The sequence below is a fragment of the Clostridium sediminicola genome (assembly GCF_050402865.1).
Taxonomy (GTDB): domain Bacteria; phylum Bacillota; class Clostridia; order Clostridiales; family Clostridiaceae; genus Clostridium_AF; species Clostridium_AF sediminicola.
The window spans coordinates 61,537-82,889 of the sequence record NZ_BAABMF010000017.1; the positions used below are offsets into that span (position 1 = coordinate 61,537).

Below are 21,353 nucleotides of genomic sequence, written 5' to 3' on the forward strand. Positions count from 1 at the left end.
TTATCTTTAGAAAACGTATTCATATATTTATAATGTGGTTAACCCACATTATAAATAATTTACTAAATTAGTATAGAACTCACAAGCTTTTATAATATCTGCTATTGGACAATTCTCATCTCTTGTGTGTGCAAGCTTAGGATCTGCTGGTCCAAAGCCAATTGTTGGTATGCCCATATTTCCTGCTGTTCCAACACCATTTGTACAAAAATCCCATTTAAACATTCTAGGTGTTTTACCGTTTAACTCTTCAAATGCATTAAGTGATGCCTTAACAAGCTTATTTTCTTTATCAATTTCCCAACATGGCAAGAAAGAATGTAATATCAAATCTTCTCCTGTCCAAGTTTTACCTGTTTTATTGAAAATATCCCACGTTGCATCTATTCCATCTAATAAAGTTTCCATTTCTTTGTCTATAAATGTTTTGTCTTCACCCTTAACCAGTCTTCTGTCAAGATATACACTGCATTTGTCTGGAATTGCATTAATCGATACTGCTTCACTTTCTATCTTTGTAAGAGCTAATGCACCCTTTTCGCCTTCCATGCCCATAAACTTTTTACCCAATTCTTCAACTCTATCAATAATTGTTTTCATTTTATATATTGCATTTACTCCCTTTTCAGGAGCACTTCCATGAGCAGCTACACCTTCTATATCAACTTTAAAAACTGCTCGTCCTTTGTGTCCTAATGCTAAATTCAAAGAACTCGGTTCACAAATAATCACATAATCTGGTCGAATATTATATTCCTCTACAAAATGCGTGATTGCTTTCCCTTCGTAATCTTCTTCCATTACAGATGTTGATATATAGACTGTTTTCCCTTTGTCTAACCCTAATTTCTTTATAGCATATCCAGCATAAACAGTGGCAGCAACACCTGACTTCATATCTGCTGCACCTCTACCGTATATTTTACCATCTATTATTTCTCCACCAAATGGATCTACTGACCATTCTTCTGCATCATTTACTTCAACAGTATCAATATGTGAATCGTAAAGTACTTTTGTTTCTCCATTACCTATTACACCTATTACATTACCTAGTTTGTCTACGATTACATCGTCATATCCAAGTTCTATCATCTTGCCTTTAACAAACATCGCCAATTCTTCCTCTTGCCCTGTGTAACTTTTTATTCTTACAATGTCTTGAGCAAATTTTATTAGTTCACTCTCTATATTTGACAAGAAATCTTGTATTTTAGCCTTCATTATTTCACCCCCTTCTAATGCCCTTTATTAAATAATTGATGGATTTTTTCCATAATGAACTATTTTCCTGTAATTTTCTGGATCTGTATCTCCTTCAGTGTTAAAGAAAAGTACAACTGAATTTTCATCTAGCCCTATAGCATTCTTAAATACTTCTAATTCAGGTTTTGACATCAATAAATCAATAAGTCCAACTCCAACTGACCCTGATTCACCTGATATTACTTTCTTATCCTCACCCATAGGACTTGCTAGTATTCTCACTCCATTTGCTGATACATAATCTGGACAAGACACATAAGCACTAGCAAAATCTCGTAATATTTCCCATGTAACAGTATTAGGCTCCCCACATGCTAATCCAGCCATAATAGTATTTAAATCTCCTGTAACATTATGTGCTTTTCCATCTCCAGCTAACGCAGATTTGTAAATACATGCTGCTTGTTCTGGTTCAATAATGACAGTAATTGGGTGATTCCCTTTAAATTTATTTACGTAGTATCCTAAAACTCCTCCGGCCATTGCACCTACACCAGCCTGCAAGAAAACATGTGTCGGTTTTACAATTCCATCTAGTTTTAATTGGTCTAATGCTTCATCTGCCATAGTTATATATCCTTGTGATATCCAATTTGGTATTTTTTCATACCCCTCAAATCCTGTATCTTGAACTAAATGCCATCCATTTTCCTTACCCTTTTGCGTTGCTAATCTTACAGCATCATCATAGTTTAAATCTGTAACATAAGCTTCTGCACCAGCTTCTCTAATAGCATCAACTCTTCTTTGTGCTGAGCCTTTTGGTAAATAAACAACTGATTTGCATCCCAATTGAGTTGCAGCCCATGCCACTCCTCTTCCATGATTACCATCTGTAGCGGTTACAAAAACCATATCTTTGATTTTTTCGCTAACCTCTTTTGATTTTAAATAATCAAAAGTAATTTCATCAATATTTTTCCTAAGTTTTTCACATAATACTTTAGCTATAGAAAAAGTTCCACCTAAACTTTTAAATGCATTCAATCCAAATCTATAAGATTCATCTTTAACATAAATATTAGATATCCCTAATTCTTTAGCAAGAGCATCCAATTTAACTAATGGTGTAGCTTTATAGCCTTTAATAGATGCATGAAACTTTCTTACACTCTCCACTACTTCTTCATTAAAAATTTCTGGAAACCCTTCAGATGCAACCTCACTAACAACAGCTTCTATTCCATATACCATCTCAAATTTTTTCATATATCCACCGCCTAAAATAATTGTCATTTATTATATTAGCAATATCCATGCCAACTGAAAATCACCTATTATCCATTAAATCTTTAAATAAAATTATCATATTGATAATTTTATTTTTGTTTTTTTTACATGAGATTTGTCGAACCCTTAAAAACTCTAAAAAAAAGAGGTGATTATCAAAATGATAACTTAATATCATTTTGATAATCACCCTTTTTAAATAATTTATAAATTATATTTTTTCATTTTTCTATACAACGTTGCAATACCAATTCCAAGTTTTTCAGCAACAATTTTTTTAGAGTCCCCGTCATCTCCATAAAGATCAAGAGCTTTCATTATAACCTTTTTCTCCATATTCTCAATGTTCAAATCTTCAATTTCTAGATTTATAGAATTATTTTTTATCTTTTTAGGTAATAAATCAGCTTTTATAACTCCATGATTCCCCAACATATTAATTACATATTCAATTACATTCTGAAGCTGCCTAACATTTCCTGGCCATTCATAATTCTCGATATAACTCCAAAATTCTTCTTCAATCTTAACGATTTTTTTATCAAATAGTTTAGAATACTTGCTTATAAAGCTATTGGCTAGTAGATGTATATCGCCATCTCTTTCCCTAAGAGAAGGAATATTCAAAGGAATAACATTCAATCTATAATAAAGATCTTCTCTAAAAGTTTTTTCTTCTATCATCTCTTCCAAGTTTTTATTAGTGGCAGCAACAACTCTTACATTTACTTTAATAGACTTATTTGACCCTATTCTTACTATTTCTCTCTGTTCCAATGCTCTTAATAGTTTAACCTGAATATATAAAGGCATATCCCCAATTTCATCCAAGAATAAAGTCCCATTCTGTGCTAATTCAAATTTACCAATTTTACCTTTTGGATCTGCTCCTGTAAATGCGCCTTTTTCATACCCAAACAATTCACTTTCTATTAGATTTTCAGGAATAGCTCCACAATTAATTGCAACAAATGCAGCATTTTTTCTATCACTTTCTTCATGTAATGCTCTGGCAAATAACTCTTTCCCAGTACCGCTTTCACCATTTATTAGTACTGTAGAACTTGCTGAAGCAATCATTTTAACTTTATTTTTTGAATTTTGTAATTGTGGGGATTGTCCCTGTATTCTATATAACCCAAGGTTTTCTTTCGAAGTTGTAAGAGCTACAGCATTTTCTTTTACCATATTTGCATCTTTAAATATAAAAAATTTATTGAAATCACCAATATTAATATCATAAACCTTACCTACCAAATAGTGTTTAATCCCATCTACTTCAAGTCTATATTCTGTTAAATCCAAAATCTGATTTCCTGTTAGTTCTAGATTAATAGTTTCTAATCCACTCTCATCTTTACCTAATTTTAGCATTTCTCTCGCTATATAATTAGTTTTTGATATTGTAAAATTTTTATCTAAAACTATTACTCCTTGTTCAATCTTATCAATAATTTTATTTAATAAATCTAGAATAGCTAACTTTTTATTATTCTCAATTACCTCAAAAGCCTTAGATGCTATTAAGTCTGATATTTGATTTAGAAACTGGACAAAAGTATCAAAATTTGCAAGTATATGTTCCTTTTGATTCTCAGTAAAACAAACAAACCCGATAACTCCAATCACTTTATTATCTATCTTTATTGGAGTACTCATTTCAAAAGCTTCTTCACAGATATCTATTTTAGGACAATCTTTACATATTTTTTGTTTTCTAGGTTTGCTTACTACTTGCATTTCTCCTGTTTGTAAAACTTTTTTATAAACATGTGCTTCATGAGACATATTCAAATTAACTTTTGCCTCTAGCATCCCAGTGGCAGATATTCTTTCTAATTTATCATCAACAATATCAACATCTACTCTTAATACTTTAGATAAAACAGCTGCATATTTGCTAACAATGTCTTGCATTTCTTTCAAAACTTTATTCATTATTATCTACAACTCCTTTGATGGGGTTCTTAAATTAGATATATAAATATGTTCTTCACTATTAATTATATCAAAAGAATGCGAATTTTCTTACACATTTAATAACTTTCTATAAAACACCTTACTTTTGGTACCACATAGTGGCTTCCACCTTTATTTTCTACATTTTCAATCATCATAGTAGTGATATATGGTGTTTTGCTATCCTTATCCACTGCTACAAACCATCCAAGTTCTTTCTTTTGGGAATTATCTGAGTTTACTCCAATTTCTGCTGTTCCTGTTTTACCACCAATGGTTTTACCAGAGATAAACGCCTGATGTCCTGTACCATTTTCATCTTCAATTACTTTAGTTATTAACCCAAATATTTTATTAGCTACTTCTTCTGAAATAATACTATTATCTATTTCTGCTTCCTTTCCATCAGCAATTAATTTTGGTTCTACCACTCTACCTGAATTTACAAAAGCAGAATATGCTTTAGGCATATTTAGTATATTAACTAAAACCTTACCTTGACCATAGCCTGTATCAGCAAGTAAAATTTCGTTATCTATTTTATCATTTACCCCTAATTGAGATTTATCAGTTCCATAACGAATTTTTAATTCCTGGCCTATTCCAAACTCTTTAGCTTTCTTTATAAATGTATCTCCACCAATTTCTAAAGCAACTCTACCAAAATAAATATTATCAGAGTAAACCATAGCTTTTTCTAGATCTACAGGTACTCCTGAATCCTTTACTCTTGTTATAAAATACTTGCCCCATGATGAATCCTTCTGCCATTTTAGCCCCTTTACATCAATAGTAAAGTTATCATCTATTTTATTTTCATTAAGAGCTATCGCAGCTGTTATTGGTTTTAAAACAGAACCTGGCGCATAAACTTTAGTAAATCTATTCATCAATGGTTTCGAGGTATCATTTAGAAGGTTATTATACTCATCACTACTTATACCAAGAATAAATTGATTTGGATCATACGAGGGAGAACTTACCAATGCAACAACCTCTCCAGTATTATAGTTCATACATGCCGCTACCCCTTGCTCATTTTTTAATTCATTATATAATTTTATTTGAGTCTCTATATCAATAGTTAATTTTACATCTTCTCCATCTACTACTTTTTTTTCAAAAATAACTTCTTTAGAATTTCCGCTTTTATCAATAATAGAAATCTTTTTACCTGGTACACCCCTTAATTGTTCATCAAATATTTTCTCTAATCCAGTTTTACCAATCTTATCATTTTTAGTAAATCCTAACGTTTTTAAATCATCTAGTTGTTTTTCATTAACATATCCGATATATCCTGTAAGGTGGGCAGTTACATCTTTATATGGATAAACTCTTCCATTCATTTCTTTATAAGTAGCCCCTTTATTTTTGAGATATAATTCTTCGATCAAATTTTGATTATCCTCTGATATTTTTAAAATATCTACAAAACTATCATCCTTTATCCAAGATGCGCTTAGCTTTTTATTAATACTTTCAACTGAAATATTAAATACTTTCGCCATATCATTAATTATTTCTTCTTTCATATCCCCAAGTCTTCCAGGGACAATTCCTACTCTAACTACTTTTCCATTTTGCGCTAACTTTGTTCCATTCCTATCAATAATTTCCCCTCTAATAGGACTATCATAAGAAATTTCAACTTTATCACTGTCTATCATACCCTTATAGATTAAATCATAACTCCAATCTACATTCCAAACATCTTCTCCATCTATATCCTCTTTGACCATTATCACATCAGTACTATATTCTTTTTCTCCGTTAACAGTTTGTAACTTTACCTCAATAGGTAAAGTTATCTTTTCTTCTTTTTTAATAATTTTTTCTAGCTTTTCTTCATCAGCAAGATTTTTTATACTTATAGATTCCAATCCAATATTTTTATAGAATTCTTCATAAACATTTTCAAAATTTTCTTCTGATATACTATTTTTAGCCGCTGTAGATAAGCAATCATACATACTTTTATAATTTCTACTTATCCATAATTGTGAGCATTCATCGAATTCCTCTAATGGACTTTTCGTTTTGGAACACCCTGTTAAAAATATTATTAAAATAGTACAAACTATAATTGTCAAATTTATTTTTTTCATTTTAACTCCCCCATAAAATTAAATTAGTAAAATATTGGAATAGTATTTTAGACTCTGTTCTATTATAATATTAATAGTAATTTTATGCAAAGGAGTTAATTTATGAAATATAGATTTCTATATGTTATACCGATTATCGTTTTACTAGTGCTCATTTATATTTTTTATCCAAGAACCATAGAAAACGGGGTTATTGTAAGTAAAAATTCTAATAGTTTTGAAATTTATACTAAAGGAGAATTAAAAACCATTCCAAACACCAATTCAAAAGTAGCTAAATTTCAAGTAGTAAACTGCAAATATAATAAACTACTCACTTACAAAGTTCATATTAAAGAACCTTATTCAAATAGAGTAATGCTAAAATCTTCAGATAAATATGAGTTAGAGCATATTGGAAATATAAATTTAAACAAAAAAACTTATTACTATAAGATAGACTCAAATAACGAAATACATTCTTGTACTTCAAAAGACCTTATTATAGGAAAAAATAATAATAAAAGTTATCCTGATAAAAATGGTTTTCTACATACTTTTTTGATCTATCCAATTGATTATTCAAAAATAAGAGTCGCAATATCTGATAGTTCTTTTACTTCTATTTATCATAAAAAGCTAACTATAAAACCATCTTCTCAAACGAAATTGATAAATTTTGAAAAACCTTACTCATGTAAAATAGAAAAAGATTCAGAAATAGTAATTGAATTTAATGATGGACATATTAACATTGATATAAATGAAGAAAAAATGAGTTTTGATAGTAGAATCTATTTAAAAGGAAATAGCTTTATTATTAATGAAATTACAAGAGGATGGCCAAGGTTCAATGCTGAATATAAAGATACTATTGAATTATTCCCAACTGATAAAGGAATCATTCTTATAAATGAATTACCTACAGAAGAATACTTAAATAGAGTAGTTCCTTCTGAAATGCCAACAACAGGAGGCCTCCAATCATTAAAATGTCAAGCTGTAGCTGCTCGTACATATGCTATATCTGATATGCTAAATAATAGATATGCCAAATTAGGTTTTCATGTAGATGATAGTACCAAAAGTCAAGTTTATAATAACACTCTACCAAAAGAACTAACATCTAAAGCAGTAAAAGAAACAGAAGGTGAAATCCTAATTTACAATAATAAACCAATAGATGCGAAATACTATTCTACTTCCTGTGGTTATGGTACAGATTTCAAAAATATTTGGTTCAGAAGTGATGGTTCAAGTTCAGATGTTCCATACCTTTCTATAAATGATTTTATGGAATCAAAAATCTTTAGACCAGAAACTGAAGTTGAATGGCTAGAATTTTTCAAAGATACCGAATTAGAATCTTACGATAAAATATCTCCATATTTTAGATGGAATGTTATATATCCAAAGGATTTATTAGAAATGAATTTAAAAATATCTTTATTAGATCGCTTTAATAAAAGCAGAGATTTTGTTAAAATTCTAGTTAAAGGGAAAGAAATTGAACGCTTTCCAAAAGAAATAGGTAATCTTCAAAACATACTAGTTACTAAAAGAAGCTCTGGTGGAAATATTATTGAAATTTCCTTTGTTTTTAGAAAAGCCACAATTAATATCAGAAAAGATAATAACGTTAGACGATGTTTTAACGATGCACATGATATAAGTGATACAAGGATAAACATTGAAAGAGGTGAAAATAACCCTCTTAAAATATGGGATACTTTACCATCATCATTCTTTTCCATCCAAAAAACTAATGATAGTTTTATAGTATATGGTGGTGGATTTGGTCACGGTGTAGGTATGAGCCAATATGGAACTATGTATCTTAGTAAAAATAATTATAAATATGATTATATTTTAAAATATTACTATAAAGGGACAAATATAGTTGAAGTTTATTAATATTATTTAAATAATTCTTCTATTATAACATTATTAATGAATATAAATATAATAGTTAGTGCACTGAAAAATTATTAGAGGTTGGTGTTATGAAAAAAATCCCCAAGTCACCTTTGATTTTACTAATTATATTTTTAAGTATTATTATTTATAGCAATGTTGATATTTCAAAAAAGCTTATTTTTGTATTTTCTAAAAAAGACGTAAATATTAATCATGTTCTTCAGCAACAACATTATAAATTATCAAATAATAACAAAGAAAAATATCTTTATGTAGGAATTTATAAGAATTATACAATTAAATTTGAAAAATACAAAGTGAAAAATCATGATGTTATCAACATAAACATTCCATATAAGAGCAAATTAATTCTAACATTAAATTCTGATAGGAATTTATCTTATGTTTGGAATATTAAAAATATGGATGAAGCATCAAAACTAATATTAGAAGAAAAAAGCGTTATAACTCCAATGTCATCTCTATTACATGATGAATGGAATAAGCTGAGTATTATACGAGATGTTTTTTATTTAGTTCCACAAGAATCAGGTTATGAAAATCTTTTATTAAGACTTAGTTCTTTTAATGATGATGATAATCCTAGCCTCTTTGATATTGATATACACGTTAACATAGCGAAATGAATTTTGCTATGTTAAGTTATAAGTTATAACTTATAACTAAAAAAGTGCCATAACAACAAAGTTACGGCATTTTTTATTCATTAATTAAGAATTATTAATTTTTAAATGTTCTTAAGCTGTTTCTTGAACACTATTTTCTAAATTTTTCACTCTAACTTTTTGAGTAAAGTATACAATAGCTGTTAAAACTACACCTAATAAATCACTTGAAATACCTGGCAATAATAATGCTATAGCTGCAACAAATAACATAATTCTTTCGAACCATAATACTTTTGTTTTCATAAATCCTTCAACAGCAACTGCTAATGCCCATATTCCGATTATTGATGTTGCAATAGCTAATCCACCTTCTACTATAGACACATCTTGCAATAATAATGTAGGTGAATAAACAAATATAAATGGTACTATAAATGCTGCTATTGCTAATTTAACCGCCGTAAATCCTGTCCAGAATGGATTCGAGTCAGCTATACCTGCCCCCGCATATGCAGCCAGTGCTACCGGAGGTGTTAAATCCGCAACTACACCAAAGTATAATACAAACATATGAGCAGCTAGTGGTGAAACCCCTAACTTAGTTAATGCTGGTGATGCAATCATTGCTAATATTATATATGTTGCTGTAGTAGGTATACCAGAACCTAATATTGTACATGCAATCATAGTAAATACTAATGTAAAGAACAATAGAACTCCTTGAGTAGCCATAAATGTTAACCCAACTGATGCGAAGAAATCAACAACACCTTGAGCTAAGTTTACTGTTAGTCCTGCAAAACTTAGTCCTAACCCAGTTAATGTACATGTTCCTACAATAAATCCAACTGCAGCACATGCTGCTGTTACACCAAGAGCAGATTTTGCACCTGCTTCTAATGCATATATCAAATCTTTAAAAGTAAAGTAACTTTCTTTCTTTATAAACTGTGCTATAAAACTAACTATAATAGCACTTACTGACCCATAAAACCCTGCACTTAATGGAGTATATCCACCCATCAATTGAAATATTATAACACCTAAAGGTAAAAGTAAATATCCTCTTTCTTTTAGGATTGTAAGTAAATGTGGTACTCTTTCCATACCTTTTAAATCATTCTTTGCTGCTTCATAATGTACCATTGTACCTACTGCAAGATAGTATAATAACGCAGGTATTACTGCTGCTGTAATTATTTTAACATATGGAATTCCTAAAAACTCTGACATAATAAATGCTGCTGCACCCATTACCGGAGGCATTATCTGTCCACCAGTAGATGCTGCTGCTTCAACTGCTCCTGCAAATTGTGCTTTATAGCCTGTTCTTTTCATTAGAGGAATAGTAAAAGCGCCTGTTGTAACTGTATTTGCTATAGAACTACCATTAATAGACCCCATTAATCCACTGGAAATTACCGAAACTTTTGCTGGTCCACCTGTACTTTTTCCAGCTATTGATAGAGCTATATCAATAAATAATTGTCCTAATCCAGTTTTATCAGCCAAAACACCAAATAAAACAAATAAGAATACATAAGTTGCTGCTACAGCCAAAGGTGTACTATATATTCCTTCTAAAGTTAAAAACATATAAGTAGATATTCTTTCAACCGAGTATCCTCTATGAGCAAATATACCTGGTAAGTAAGGTCCAAAGTATGCATATAACAAGAAGATACCACCTAATATAGGTAAATCAATGCCAATAACTCTTCTAGCAGCTTCTAAAACAACTAAAATTGCTAATATTGACATAATAACATCCAAAGTAGTTGGTAATCCAGCTCTTGCTGCAAGAGCTTCAAAATTCACTACAATATATAAATTAACTACCACTCCTAGCACTGCGAAAAATACATCAAAAATAGTAAATCTATTTTTCGGAGATTTTTTATTAGCTGGATACAATAAAAATATAAGTGATAATGCAAAGGCTAAATGAATTGTTCTTTGAAATCTAGCACCTAATAATCCAAAACCTGATGTATATAACTGGAATAATGACATTGCAACACCAATAATTGTAATAAGTAAAGCCGCTTTTCCTGTTAATTTTCTAAAGTTGGCTTCCTTGTCCATTTCTTTGATTTTATCTAACTTTTCATCTGTTAAAGAGTCTTGCTCACTCAACAAAGTTTCTTCTTTGTTATTTAATTCTTTTTTAGTCAAAATCTCACCTTCTCCTTATTAATTAAAGATAAATCATATTGAAACTTAATCTATACATGTACAAAATCTCAGGCTTCAATGAGTTATGGACTTGTATAGATTTATAGTTGAAGTGATTTATCTATATATTATTTATAATCCCTCAAATTTATAAATGAAAAACTCTAATATAGATAAGTCTCGAACTTTTATATCAGCTATACCGTTTCCGCTAATTATTTCATCTAATTTTAAAGTTTTATTTTCAAAAGTTAATTTGTCTCTATAATCTTTTTGTACAGTTATTGGAATATGATCAAAATATCTTTTAAAGTTCTTAATCACAAATTCATTTCCTTCTTTTTCGAATTTTTCATCATCCCAAGTAAATTCTGGCATACCTGCACCACCTTGGTCTATGTATCTTACTTCCTGCAATGAAATATTCTCACCATTTATATATAAGATTTCTTTAATAGGTGTTTTTGAAACAGAATGAATATAAGAAAATATTATCTTCTCGTTATCTTTTATTTTGTCCACATAAACTATTTTATCTTCTGATTTTTTAGTTATGATAAAGCTCTTAATTTTTATAGATGTTAAGCTTAGTATTAAAACAAAAACTATCGTAAATAAAGTGATTTTTAATTTTAAATATCTCATTACCATAATAAAGTCGAGTATTGAAGCAATACTCGACTGTCCTCCCTGCTAAGTTCTTTATTTTAAACCTTTTTCTTTATAGAACTTTTCCGCACCTGGATGTAGAGGTATTCCCATACCTTCTAAAGCAGTATCTAATGTTACAGCTTTTCCTTTTTCATGAGCATTCTCAACAACATCTACGTTTTCCCATAAAGCTTTAGTAATATTGTATACTAAATCTTCATCTACTTCTTCATCAACTACCCACATAGCCATTGTAGTTGCAGTAACTACATCTTCATCTACACCTTGGTAAGTTCCAGATGGAATTACAGCTTTAGCGTAATATGGATATTTTTCTATTAATTCACTAAGTTTATCTTCTTCAAATGGAACAATCACTACATCACGAGCTAATGCAACATCAATAACACTTGAAGTTGGGAAACCAGCTGTTAAGAAAGCTGCATCTATTTGCTTATCTTTTAATTTTTGTGATGCTTCTGAGAATGATAAATAATCAACATCAAAATCATCATAAGTTAAACCATATATCTCCAATACATTTCTTACATCAAAATCAACACCACTACCTTGTTCTCCAACACAAACTTTTTTACCTTTTAAATCTGCAATAGAAGTTATTCCTGAATCTTTAAGAGCAACTAATTGAATTGCTTCTGGATATAACGAAGCTATCCCTCTAAGATTTTCAACAGCTTTACCTTCAAAAGAACCTTTTCCGTTATATGCCCAATATGCAACGTTATTTTGAACTAAAGCTGACTCTGTTTCATGAGTACTTATTAAATTACAGTTGGCAACTGAAGCATTTCCTGCTTGAGCATCAACCTTTAAATTCTCAACATTTTCAGTTAAAGCTGTAGCAATAGCTCCTCCAATTGGATAATATGTACCGCCTGTACCACCTGTTGTTATGTTTAAAAATTGTTTTTTACCTGCTGTTTTCTTTTCTCCATCTGTTCCTTCACTTTTAGCACCGCAACCTGTAGCTAAAATCCCCATAGCTAATACAGATGCAAGAAAAAGTGCAAGTTTTCTCTTTCTTAATTTCATGTTTATATATCCCCCTTATTAAATTATTACACTTAGAATTAAATTAACACAAAAAATAAACTATTATTTATAATTATTTAATGTCATTTGTATCATTGCAAGTTATAATAATAATCTTTCATGTTTTGAGTATTCAATTTTTACGTTTGTTTTGTTTCCTATATATATTTTATACTACAATGTGTGTTTTTGCAAGTATCAAAATGCAATAATTCACTTCTATTTATTCACTTTTATAATTATTAGTAATGCCAGCTATTTTCTTGATATTTATTCACTAGTTTCATACAATTATGAAGAGAATTGAATAAAAATATTTTAGTAGATTGTGTATACATTTAGCATATAGAATTGTTATATAAATGAAAACCGAATTCAGTTGACGTCATATACTGTCAACTGTACACCGTCAACTGTCAACTAAAATAAGGGTGGTGAAACATGAAAGATGAATCTCTAGAAAATATATTAATTAACGAGACAAAAATTATCTTTAAATATTTAATCAAGCTAGGCGCGACTAAAGAGGATGCTGAAGATATTATTCAAGATACAGTGTGTAAAGCCATAATCTATATAGATTCTATAGATGGGGATAAAATTATTTCCTGGCTATTTAAAGTGGCAATAAACCAATATTATAGCCTATATAACAAAAATAAAAAGTATAAAAACTACGGTCTAGAATTAGATAACGAAACCTTGAATAAATTTGCAACAGAAACTTTAACCGTTGAACATTTACTTAACAAGGAACTAGGAAAATACATAGGTGATACATTAGATTTATTAAAACCATCTTACAAAAATTTATTATTATTAAAATATTATATGGATTTGTCTTATAAAGAAATATCAAAGCTTTTAGGTTTAAAAGAAAGCCAAATAAAAACTTATCTTTATAGAGCTAGAAATAAATTCAAAAAATTATGGGAGGAATCAAATTATGAAAGATAATAATGATAACACTTTTATAGAATCAGAAGAAGAGTTAGATAAAATTTTTGAGGATGCTAAAAATAATAAAATAAGAAAGGCTGTAAAAAAAGCAAAGAGATTGTCAACATTGAAAATGATACTTATAAGTTTATCTACATTAATTATTTTGGCAATTACTATCACTACAATCGGAAATGAAATTATTGGTACTAGACTACATGATTATATTTCTACAATAGATTATCAATATACTGTTCAGGCACCAAACAAATTTCCGGGAATGTTTTCCACTTTTAAAAATGCTTTTCGTGGAGAAACTCAACATCACACTTTCAAATATATAAATGGTAAGCGTGTATTTACTGGCGAATATGGCATTACATATAATTGGATTAATGAAAACTTTACTGAAGGTACAGGTTCATTCGTAAGGCATACAGAAATGACTAATGAAGAATTAAATTTCTTACCTCGTTACAATAATATAGGCCAAAAATTAATGATATTCTATTATCCATATGTAGATTATGGTTCTAAATATTCAAATGATTTATCTCTGCTAGAAGACGTAGGCAATGATAAATTCATGGAAATAGCTCTATCATTTGATAAATCCTATAGTATCAATGAAGTTGATACTATGATTCCGAAAGATATAAACTTAACTTGGTATTGGGTTGATTCTATAAATGACGATAACAAAGACCGTCAAAAACACTATTTTGATATTCAAGAGAATTCAAATGGAGAAAAAATCGAAGTAGAACAGTTTGTGAATTTTTGCTACGAAGATGATGCCTATGGAATAAAAGCACAAAATGAATATGGAGAAAAAATTAAAAATCCAGAAGAATATTTTATAGAAGCATTAAAAGAAGGCAAAATAACTCACATTTACGACATCATGAGCGGTGAGGATGGAGAATTAACTAAAGATGATATAAGGGTACAAGGAATAGTTGTTACTGGCGATGCTGAAAATCTCAAGTTCTTAAGAGAACTTCCTTTCATTAAAGCTTCCTCTTTAGGAGTAGTAACTGATAAATATTAAAGAACAAATGCATATATAGCTAGAAAGGCGCTCCACTTCACTAAGAAATTCTAATTCATTTTCTTAAATACGTACTAAAAACTCAAACTCGTTATCACTCAAACATGAGTTTTTTTAACGCACGTATTACGAAAATGAATAAGAATTTCTAAAGCTTGTTACGATGCCTTTTACGCTATATATGCTTCTTCTACTCACTAAAGGATGGAAAATATAAATTAGTGGTATTATTTTGCAAAACTGCAATGCATTGATATTGCTGCACTAAAACGTTGTTAAATCATCAAAAGAATTTATATTTTCCTATACAACCAAAACGGCCATAGATCAATGAATTTTCACTGCTACTATGGCTTTATTAGTTTTTTTATTAATCTCAAGCTTTTCTGAAAGAAAAGCTTTCAAAATCATGCACTATGAATTAAGAATTATTTTTGAAGTTTGGTAATCTTCTTGAAACTATCTTTCAAAATACCATACATATCTTTATATACATTATAGTATTCATTATACTTCTCAACATTTTCTTTAATAGGCTCAACTGTTTCCGTAACCTTTATTAAGGCTTCACAAGCTTCATCTACAGATTCATATAGCCCACATCCTACAGCAGCGAGTATTGCTCCTCCGTAAGCTGGCCCTTCTTTGGAGTTAATAGTTTGAACCTTAACATCGAATACATCTGCAAGAATTTGCTTCCAAAGCTTACTCTTAGCTCCACCACCACTAACTCTTACAGCTTCTATTGGAACGTTTAGATCTTCTAAAATTTCAAGAGAATCTCTTAATCCAAAACATACTCCTTCAAGTATAGCTCTAGTCATATCTCCTCTTTCATGAGTCATACCCATTCCTATAAAAGTTCCTCTAGCATCTGGGTCACTATGAGGAGTTCTTTCTCCCATCAAATATGGCAAGAATAATAGTCCTTTACCACCAACTTCTGATTTTTCAGCTTCATCTATTAGTTTTAAGAATAAATCATCATATCCTTCAAAATTAACATCTTTATTTACATTATCAACCCACCATTTTAAACTTGATGCTGCTGATAACATAACTCCCATTTGATGAAACTTACCATTAGCGTGACAAAAAGAATGTAATCTATTATTATCATCTACAGAATAATTATCACTACTTGCAAATACAACACCAGATGTGCCTAAAGCAACTGATACAATTCCAGGATTTACTGTTCCAGTACCTATAGCACCTGCTGCTTGGTCACCTGCTCCACCAACTACAACTGTATCTATAGATAGTCCAGTATACTCTGCTACTTCTTTAGTGATTTTCCCTGTAACTTCCCAAGATTCATAAATCTTCGGCAAGACTTTTTCATCAATACCAAGTATTTCTATCATTTCTTTTGACCAAGCTCTATTCTCAACATCAAACATCAAAGTACCTGAAGCATCTGAAACATCAGTAGAAAATTCACCAGTTAATTTATAGCTTATATAGTCTTTTGGTAATAACATATGAGCTGTCTTATCAAATATTTCTCTTTCGTGTTTTTTAACCCATAAAACTTTCGGAGCTGTAAATCCTGTTAATGCCATGTTACCTGTATATTTAGAAATTTTTTCTCTTCCAATTTCATTATTTAAGTAGTCACATTCTTCTCCTGTTCTTTGATCGCACCATAATAACGCCGTTCTCAATGAGTTTCCTTCCTCATCCAACATTACTAGTCCATGCATTTGACCACTAAACCCTATGCCTTTAATAGAATTTCCATCTACATCAGAATTTAAAACTAATTCTTTTATTCCATCTAAAGTTGCATTCCACCAGTCTGTTGGTTCTTGCTCAGCCCACCCACTTTTAGGGTAATAAACAGGATATTCTTTTGAAAGACTATCAATAATTTTCCCTTCTTTATTCATAATTATAATTTTAACTGAGGAAGTACCTAAATCTATACCTAAAAAATTCATATTATACACCCCACTTTTTAGTTGACAGTTGAAACATTCATTCGCTAAGATATTTTTCCAAATCCAAACCCTTCGTTAATTGGTAATATTGAAGCTCCAATAACATTAGAGTCACCTTTTAATTTAGAAAACTGAATTCTCACATCTTCTTCTGAATAGAACTCATTATTCTCATAAACCTTTTTTTTAATCTTTCTTAATAAACTCTCTTTATACTCACTTATATCTCCACCAATTACAATATTATCTGGATTGAATATATACATTAAATTTTGAATGCCTAATGCTAAATCTTCAATATATTCACCAATGATTTTTATTGCCATTTTATCTTCATCATTATATCTATCAACAATTTCTTCCATACTAATTTTATGTTCTGCTTGTTTACTATCGATAATTTCACATAAAGCATTATTGTAGGTGTTTAACAATGCTCTTGTAGAAGCATATGTTTCCCAACAACCCTTTTTGCCACAATTGCACTGTCTCCCATGTTTATTAATAGTCATATGTCCTATTTCTCCAGCACGATGATCTTTACCCTTATATATTTTACCATCAATTATAAGTCCTCCACCAACACCTTCTGTAATAGAAATATATATGAAGTTTTTCAAAGCTTTTGCAGTTCCCAAAACTAGTTCTCCCAGTGCTCCTGCATTCGCTTCATTTTCCAAATATACTGGAAGATTAAAGAACTCTTGTAACTCTATAAATCCAAGATTTTTCAAATGAAAATTAGCAGCAACCTCAAGCCTTAATTCCTTTTCATTTATTGTGCCTGGAAGGGATATTCCAATGCCTAAAACTTTTTTCTTATCAACTTTAGATTCACGAACTATTTTTTCAATATTTTCTCTAATATTATCTAATATAACGTCTCCATCAATTACCTTTAAATCACTCTTTATATAAGAGATTATCTTACTGTCCAAATTAGTAAGTATAACTTTTACATATTTCTTTCTAAGCTCGACTCCTATTGAATATCTTGAGTCTGGCAAAAATTCTATTATTACAGGTTTTCTTCCCCCTGTAGAAGTAGCTGTTCCTCCTTGTTTACATATTCCTTCTACGATTAATTCATTTACAATTGTAGTAACAGTTGGAATACTTATATCCAAGATTTTAGCGACTTTATTTTTAGTAAGACTTCTTTCTTGAGACAAAAGTTTTATTACTCTTTTTTTATTATTAATTTTAATTTTACTTTGATCTAAAATTACCACGTTATCACCACTATCTTATTTAATGCACAATTCACAGGGCACAATGCACAATTTAGCTTATAATTTAATTAAAAGCTTTCCATAAATCAAAAAGTATCATTAATTTAGCATTGTGCATTCATAATTGTAAATTGAATCTGCCCCTACATTATATTATAGTTTGCTTATCAATACCAATAAATTCTACGTTAGTCATTATAGACGTATTGATTTACTAAGCCTTCTAGCATTTCTTGTCTGCCAGATTTATTAACTATTTTAGTGTTTTGTAAAGCATATACTTCTAATTCTTTAAATCCAACGCTTCCTTCAACGATTTTTGCTCCAATGCCTTGAGTATAGCTTGAATATCTTTCTTTTACAAAGTTTTCTAACTCTGCACCTTCAAGAAGTTTTTGAGCAATCTTTAAACCTTTTGCAAAAGTATCCATTCCTGCAATGTAAGATAAGAATAAATCTTCAGGTTCAAAAGATGCTCTTCTAACTTTAGCATCAAAATTTAAACCACCTGGTTGAATGCCTCCATTCTTTAATACTTCATACATAACAAGAACTGCATCATAAATATTTGTAGGAAACTGGTCAGTATCCCAACCTAACATTGGATCTCCTTGGTTTACATCTAGACTACCTAATATACCATTAATTCTTGCTAAATGTACTTCATGTTGAAAAGTATGTTGCGCTAGAGTAGCATGGTTTGCTTCTATATTAATTTTAAAATGTTTATCTAAACCGTAATTTTTTAAGAATCCTATAACTGTAGCTACATCAAAGTCATATTGATGTTTTGTAGGTTCTTTTGGCTTTGGCTCAATTAAAAATTGTCCTTCAAATCCAATTTCTTTTGCATAATCTACTGACATTTGTAACAGTCTTGCTAAATTATCTTGTTCTAATTTCATATCTGTGTTTAATAGAGTTTCATATCCTTCTCTGCCACCCCAGAATACATAGTTTTTTCCGCCTAATCTTTTAGTTACTTCCATAGCTTTTTTAATTTGAGCTGCTGAAAAAGCAAATATATCCGCATTACATGATGTTGAAGCTCCATGTACAAATCTTGGATTAGAGAATAAATTAGCTGTTCCCCATAAAAGTTTTTTATTGTACTTTTTCATTAATTCTTCACAATAATCTACTATTTCATCAAGAATTTTATTTGATTCAGCTAGAGTTTTACCTTCTGGTGCTATATCTCTGTCGTGGAATGCAAAATATTCGATTCCTAGTTTATCCATTAATTCAAAAGCTGCTTCCATTCTTTGTTTTGCCATTTCCATTGAAGTCTGAGCATCATCCCAAGGTCTTAACATTGTTGCAACACCAAATGGATCAGCTCCACCACCTGTTAGCGTATGCCAATAAGACATTGTAAATCTTAAATGTTCTTTCATAGTTTTATCGCCAACAACTTCATCTGGATTGTAATACTTAAATGCATATAAATTTTTCGAATCTCTACCTTCAAATTTAATTTTAGGCACATTAGTAAAATATTCTCTCATTTTCAATACTCCTCATCTTTTTATTGACTTTATTTTATATTGTTATTGATTTTATAAAATTCAAAAACTTTCCTTTTGCATAGCAAAAGATCAGAAACTCTTCACTCTGAACTAATCTATTTAAGTCATCGTTATTCTATTCCATTAGATGTTCTATACACAAATATTAACACATTAACTTAACTTATTCAATAAGTTTTTAAAATTATTTTAAAAAGTACTTTAAAAATAAAACTTGCAATAAATTTTGCAAGTTTTTAACTAATTTTCAGGGTATAAAATTGTTGGCACATAGGTATTGGCATATGGTGGTGGTGGCATGAAAACACCTTGAATTATTTTGTTCCTATGGTGCACAATTTTCTTATTGCTTCTGCTTTGTAATTCTGCAATCTTAGTAACTGCTACATATATATCTGAAATTTTATACCAAGTAGGATAATTTACAACTCCCGTCTGTGGCAAATAGAATATACTTTGAAAAGTTTTAACTGCATCTTTGGTCTTTTGACCATAAACTCCATCTACTATTTGCTTAGGAATTGCTGGGTAGTCCACTGATATTCTGTTCAAATATTTTTGAATTGTTCTTACAGGTGGTCCGCTTGAACCTAATTTCAATATATATCCTGGATAAGACATCGGAATTCCTTTTACTACTTCAGCTCTTGTGAATTCTAAATTAGGACCATAAAAATACGTAAGTATTTCATAAGGAACTTTTCCATCATCACCTAAATACTTACTTCCCCATTGAGTAAGCCATCCAGGACATTTAACCTTTTGTCCATCGCAATATTGAGTTAATAGAGGTTGTTTTCTACCTGGTCTTTTTAAGTATGTCGAAAAGATATCATCTACTATTCTACTAATATTTGAATAAATATTCCTTCCATAAGAGAATGCATGATCAAAGGCTGTAGAACTAGTTATGTCGAAAGTCTTTCCTTTTCCTCTATACCACTCAGTATAAATTCTGTTTAATGTAAATGAAAGAATGCAATATATATTAGCTCTTATCGTGCTTTCTGGCCATGTAGCAAAAATCTCACAAGATGCCACATTTTTTATATAGTCTTTAAATGCTACTGTATAATTTGGCGCTGAAGGATCATTTGGACCACCTGCATGAACAACTATTAAACCTGGTACAACAGGTTTTGGTAATACTACTCCTCCTGTTGGTTCTGGTAATTTTTTATTTGGATCTTCTGGAATTTTAGGAGGATAATTGCCTACTAATTTATTTGGTTGAATATTTACTATTTCTGTCTCTTTTATTTCTCTAGCACCGCTAGATGGTACTAGTTTACACTCTTGAACTGCCAATACATTAGGATATATTTGACACCCTTTAACTATTAAAGGCACATAATCTTTTGCTTCAACTTTTATGTCGCATAAACTATAAGGTAACTTATCAGAAGGTTTCATTGAATTATCTATTGAAGGAGTAACTAGTTCAAATTCTTGTGTCGCACCTGAAGAATCTGTATTAGCAGTTTTCTCAACCTGCCTACTAGCTAATTTATCTTGAATAATAGTAATATTGGCTCCCTCAATTGGCACATAAGACTCGCCCTTAAGCGCTTTTATTTGAAGTCTTCCTTGTGGCATATTTTACTCCTTTATGTTATTAGTTTGAAATTGAATAAAAAAACATTTTTAATGATTCCTTACCATTTATACTATGAGAAATATTCGCATAATGCC

Annotated in this window: 15 protein-coding genes; 4 read left to right on the plus strand and 11 right to left on the minus strand. The window is 30.1% G+C overall.

Annotated features, from left to right (window positions below; translation table 11 throughout):
• Nucleotides 1–48 precede the first annotated feature (48 nt).
• From ACQ3F0_RS20865 to ACQ3F0_RS20880, 4 genes are all read right to left on the minus strand, one after another.
• Nucleotides 49–1,224 (minus strand): YgeY family selenium metabolism-linked hydrolase, encoded by a 1,176-nt coding sequence (locus ACQ3F0_RS20865; RefSeq protein WP_428867656.1) that lies wholly within the window; start codon nt 1,222–1,224, stop codon nt 49–51.
• Between the two features lie 27 nt (nt 1,225–1,251).
• Nucleotides 1,252–2,475 carry a diaminopropionate ammonia-lyase gene (gene dpaL / locus ACQ3F0_RS20870; RefSeq protein WP_428867657.1) on the minus strand — a complete coding sequence of 408 codons (1,224 nt, stop codon included), beginning with the start codon at nt 2,473–2,475 and terminating at the stop codon, nt 1,252–1,254.
• A 225-nt stretch (nt 2,476–2,700) separates the two neighbouring features.
• Complete coding sequence (locus tag ACQ3F0_RS20875) at nt 2,701–4,434, minus strand: sigma-54-dependent Fis family transcriptional regulator (RefSeq protein WP_428867658.1); 1,734 nt, start codon at nt 4,432–4,434, stop codon at nt 2,701–2,703.
• Between the two features lie 98 nt (nt 4,435–4,532).
• A complete protein-coding gene (locus ACQ3F0_RS20880; protein WP_428867659.1) occupies nt 4,533–6,563 on the minus strand; it encodes a penicillin-binding transpeptidase domain-containing protein in 2,031 nt (676 codons plus the stop codon).
• Between the two features lie 102 nt (nt 6,564–6,665).
• Between ACQ3F0_RS20880 and ACQ3F0_RS20885 the strand changes: the two genes are divergently transcribed.
• Both ACQ3F0_RS20885 and ACQ3F0_RS20890 read left to right on the plus strand, forming a co-directional pair.
• Entirely contained in the window at nt 6,666–8,456 is a 1,791-nt protein-coding gene (locus ACQ3F0_RS20885; RefSeq protein WP_428867660.1) for a SpoIID/LytB domain-containing protein, read from the plus strand.
• An 89-nt stretch (nt 8,457–8,545) separates the two neighbouring features.
• Nucleotides 8,546–9,106, plus strand: coding sequence for a hypothetical protein (locus ACQ3F0_RS20890; RefSeq protein WP_428867661.1), 561 nt, complete (start codon nt 8,546–8,548; stop codon nt 9,104–9,106).
• 111 nt (nt 9,107–9,217) lie between these two features.
• Here the strand turns inward: ACQ3F0_RS20890 and ACQ3F0_RS20895 are convergent, their stop codons facing one another.
• From ACQ3F0_RS20895 to ACQ3F0_RS20905, 3 genes are all read right to left on the minus strand, one after another.
• Nucleotides 9,218–11,263, minus strand: a complete 2,046-nt coding sequence (locus ACQ3F0_RS20895) for a TRAP transporter permease (RefSeq protein ID WP_428867662.1) — start codon at nt 11,261–11,263, stop codon at nt 9,218–9,220.
• 132 nt (nt 11,264–11,395) lie between these two features.
• On the minus strand, nt 11,396–11,914 hold the full coding sequence (locus tag ACQ3F0_RS20900; RefSeq protein WP_428867663.1) for a DUF1850 domain-containing protein: 519 nt from the start codon (nt 11,912–11,914) through the stop codon (nt 11,396–11,398).
• A 51-nt stretch (nt 11,915–11,965) separates the two neighbouring features.
• On the minus strand, nt 11,966–12,967 hold the full coding sequence (locus ACQ3F0_RS20905; RefSeq protein ID WP_428867664.1) for a TAXI family TRAP transporter solute-binding subunit: 1,002 nt from the start codon (nt 12,965–12,967) through the stop codon (nt 11,966–11,968).
• A gap of 441 nt (nt 12,968–13,408) precedes the next feature.
• Between ACQ3F0_RS20905 and ACQ3F0_RS20910 the strand changes: the two genes are divergently transcribed.
• Nucleotides 13,409–13,924: an RNA polymerase sigma factor gene (locus ACQ3F0_RS20910; protein ID WP_428867665.1), complete on the plus strand. Its 516-nt coding sequence runs from the start codon at nt 13,409–13,411 to the stop codon at nt 13,922–13,924.
• Nucleotides 13,914–14,957 (plus strand): anti sigma factor C-terminal domain-containing protein, encoded by a 1,044-nt coding sequence (locus tag ACQ3F0_RS20915; RefSeq protein ID WP_428867666.1) that lies wholly within the window; start codon nt 13,914–13,916, stop codon nt 14,955–14,957. The genes ACQ3F0_RS20910 and ACQ3F0_RS20915 overlap by 11 nt, the downstream gene beginning before the upstream one ends.
• 428 nt (nt 14,958–15,385) lie before the next feature.
• Here the strand turns inward: ACQ3F0_RS20915 and xylB are convergent, their stop codons facing one another.
• From xylB to ACQ3F0_RS20935, 4 genes are all read right to left on the minus strand, one after another.
• On the minus strand, nt 15,386–16,900 hold the full coding sequence (gene xylB, locus ACQ3F0_RS20920) for a xylulokinase (protein WP_428867667.1): 1,515 nt from the start codon (nt 16,898–16,900) through the stop codon (nt 15,386–15,388).
• Nucleotides 16,901–16,944: 44 nt separating this feature from the next.
• A complete protein-coding gene (locus tag ACQ3F0_RS20925) occupies nt 16,945–18,132 on the minus strand; it encodes an ROK family transcriptional regulator (RefSeq protein ID WP_428867668.1) in 1,188 nt (395 codons plus the stop codon).
• 188 nt (nt 18,133–18,320) lie between these two features.
• Nucleotides 18,321–19,640, minus strand: coding sequence for a xylose isomerase (xylA, locus tag ACQ3F0_RS20930; protein ID WP_428867669.1), 1,320 nt, complete (start codon nt 19,638–19,640; stop codon nt 18,321–18,323).
• Between the two features lie 261 nt (nt 19,641–19,901).
• Nucleotides 19,902–21,257, minus strand: coding sequence for a peptidoglycan-binding domain-containing protein (locus tag ACQ3F0_RS20935; protein ID WP_428867670.1), 1,356 nt, complete (start codon nt 21,255–21,257; stop codon nt 19,902–19,904).
• Between the last annotated feature and the right edge of the window lie 96 nt (nt 21,258–21,353).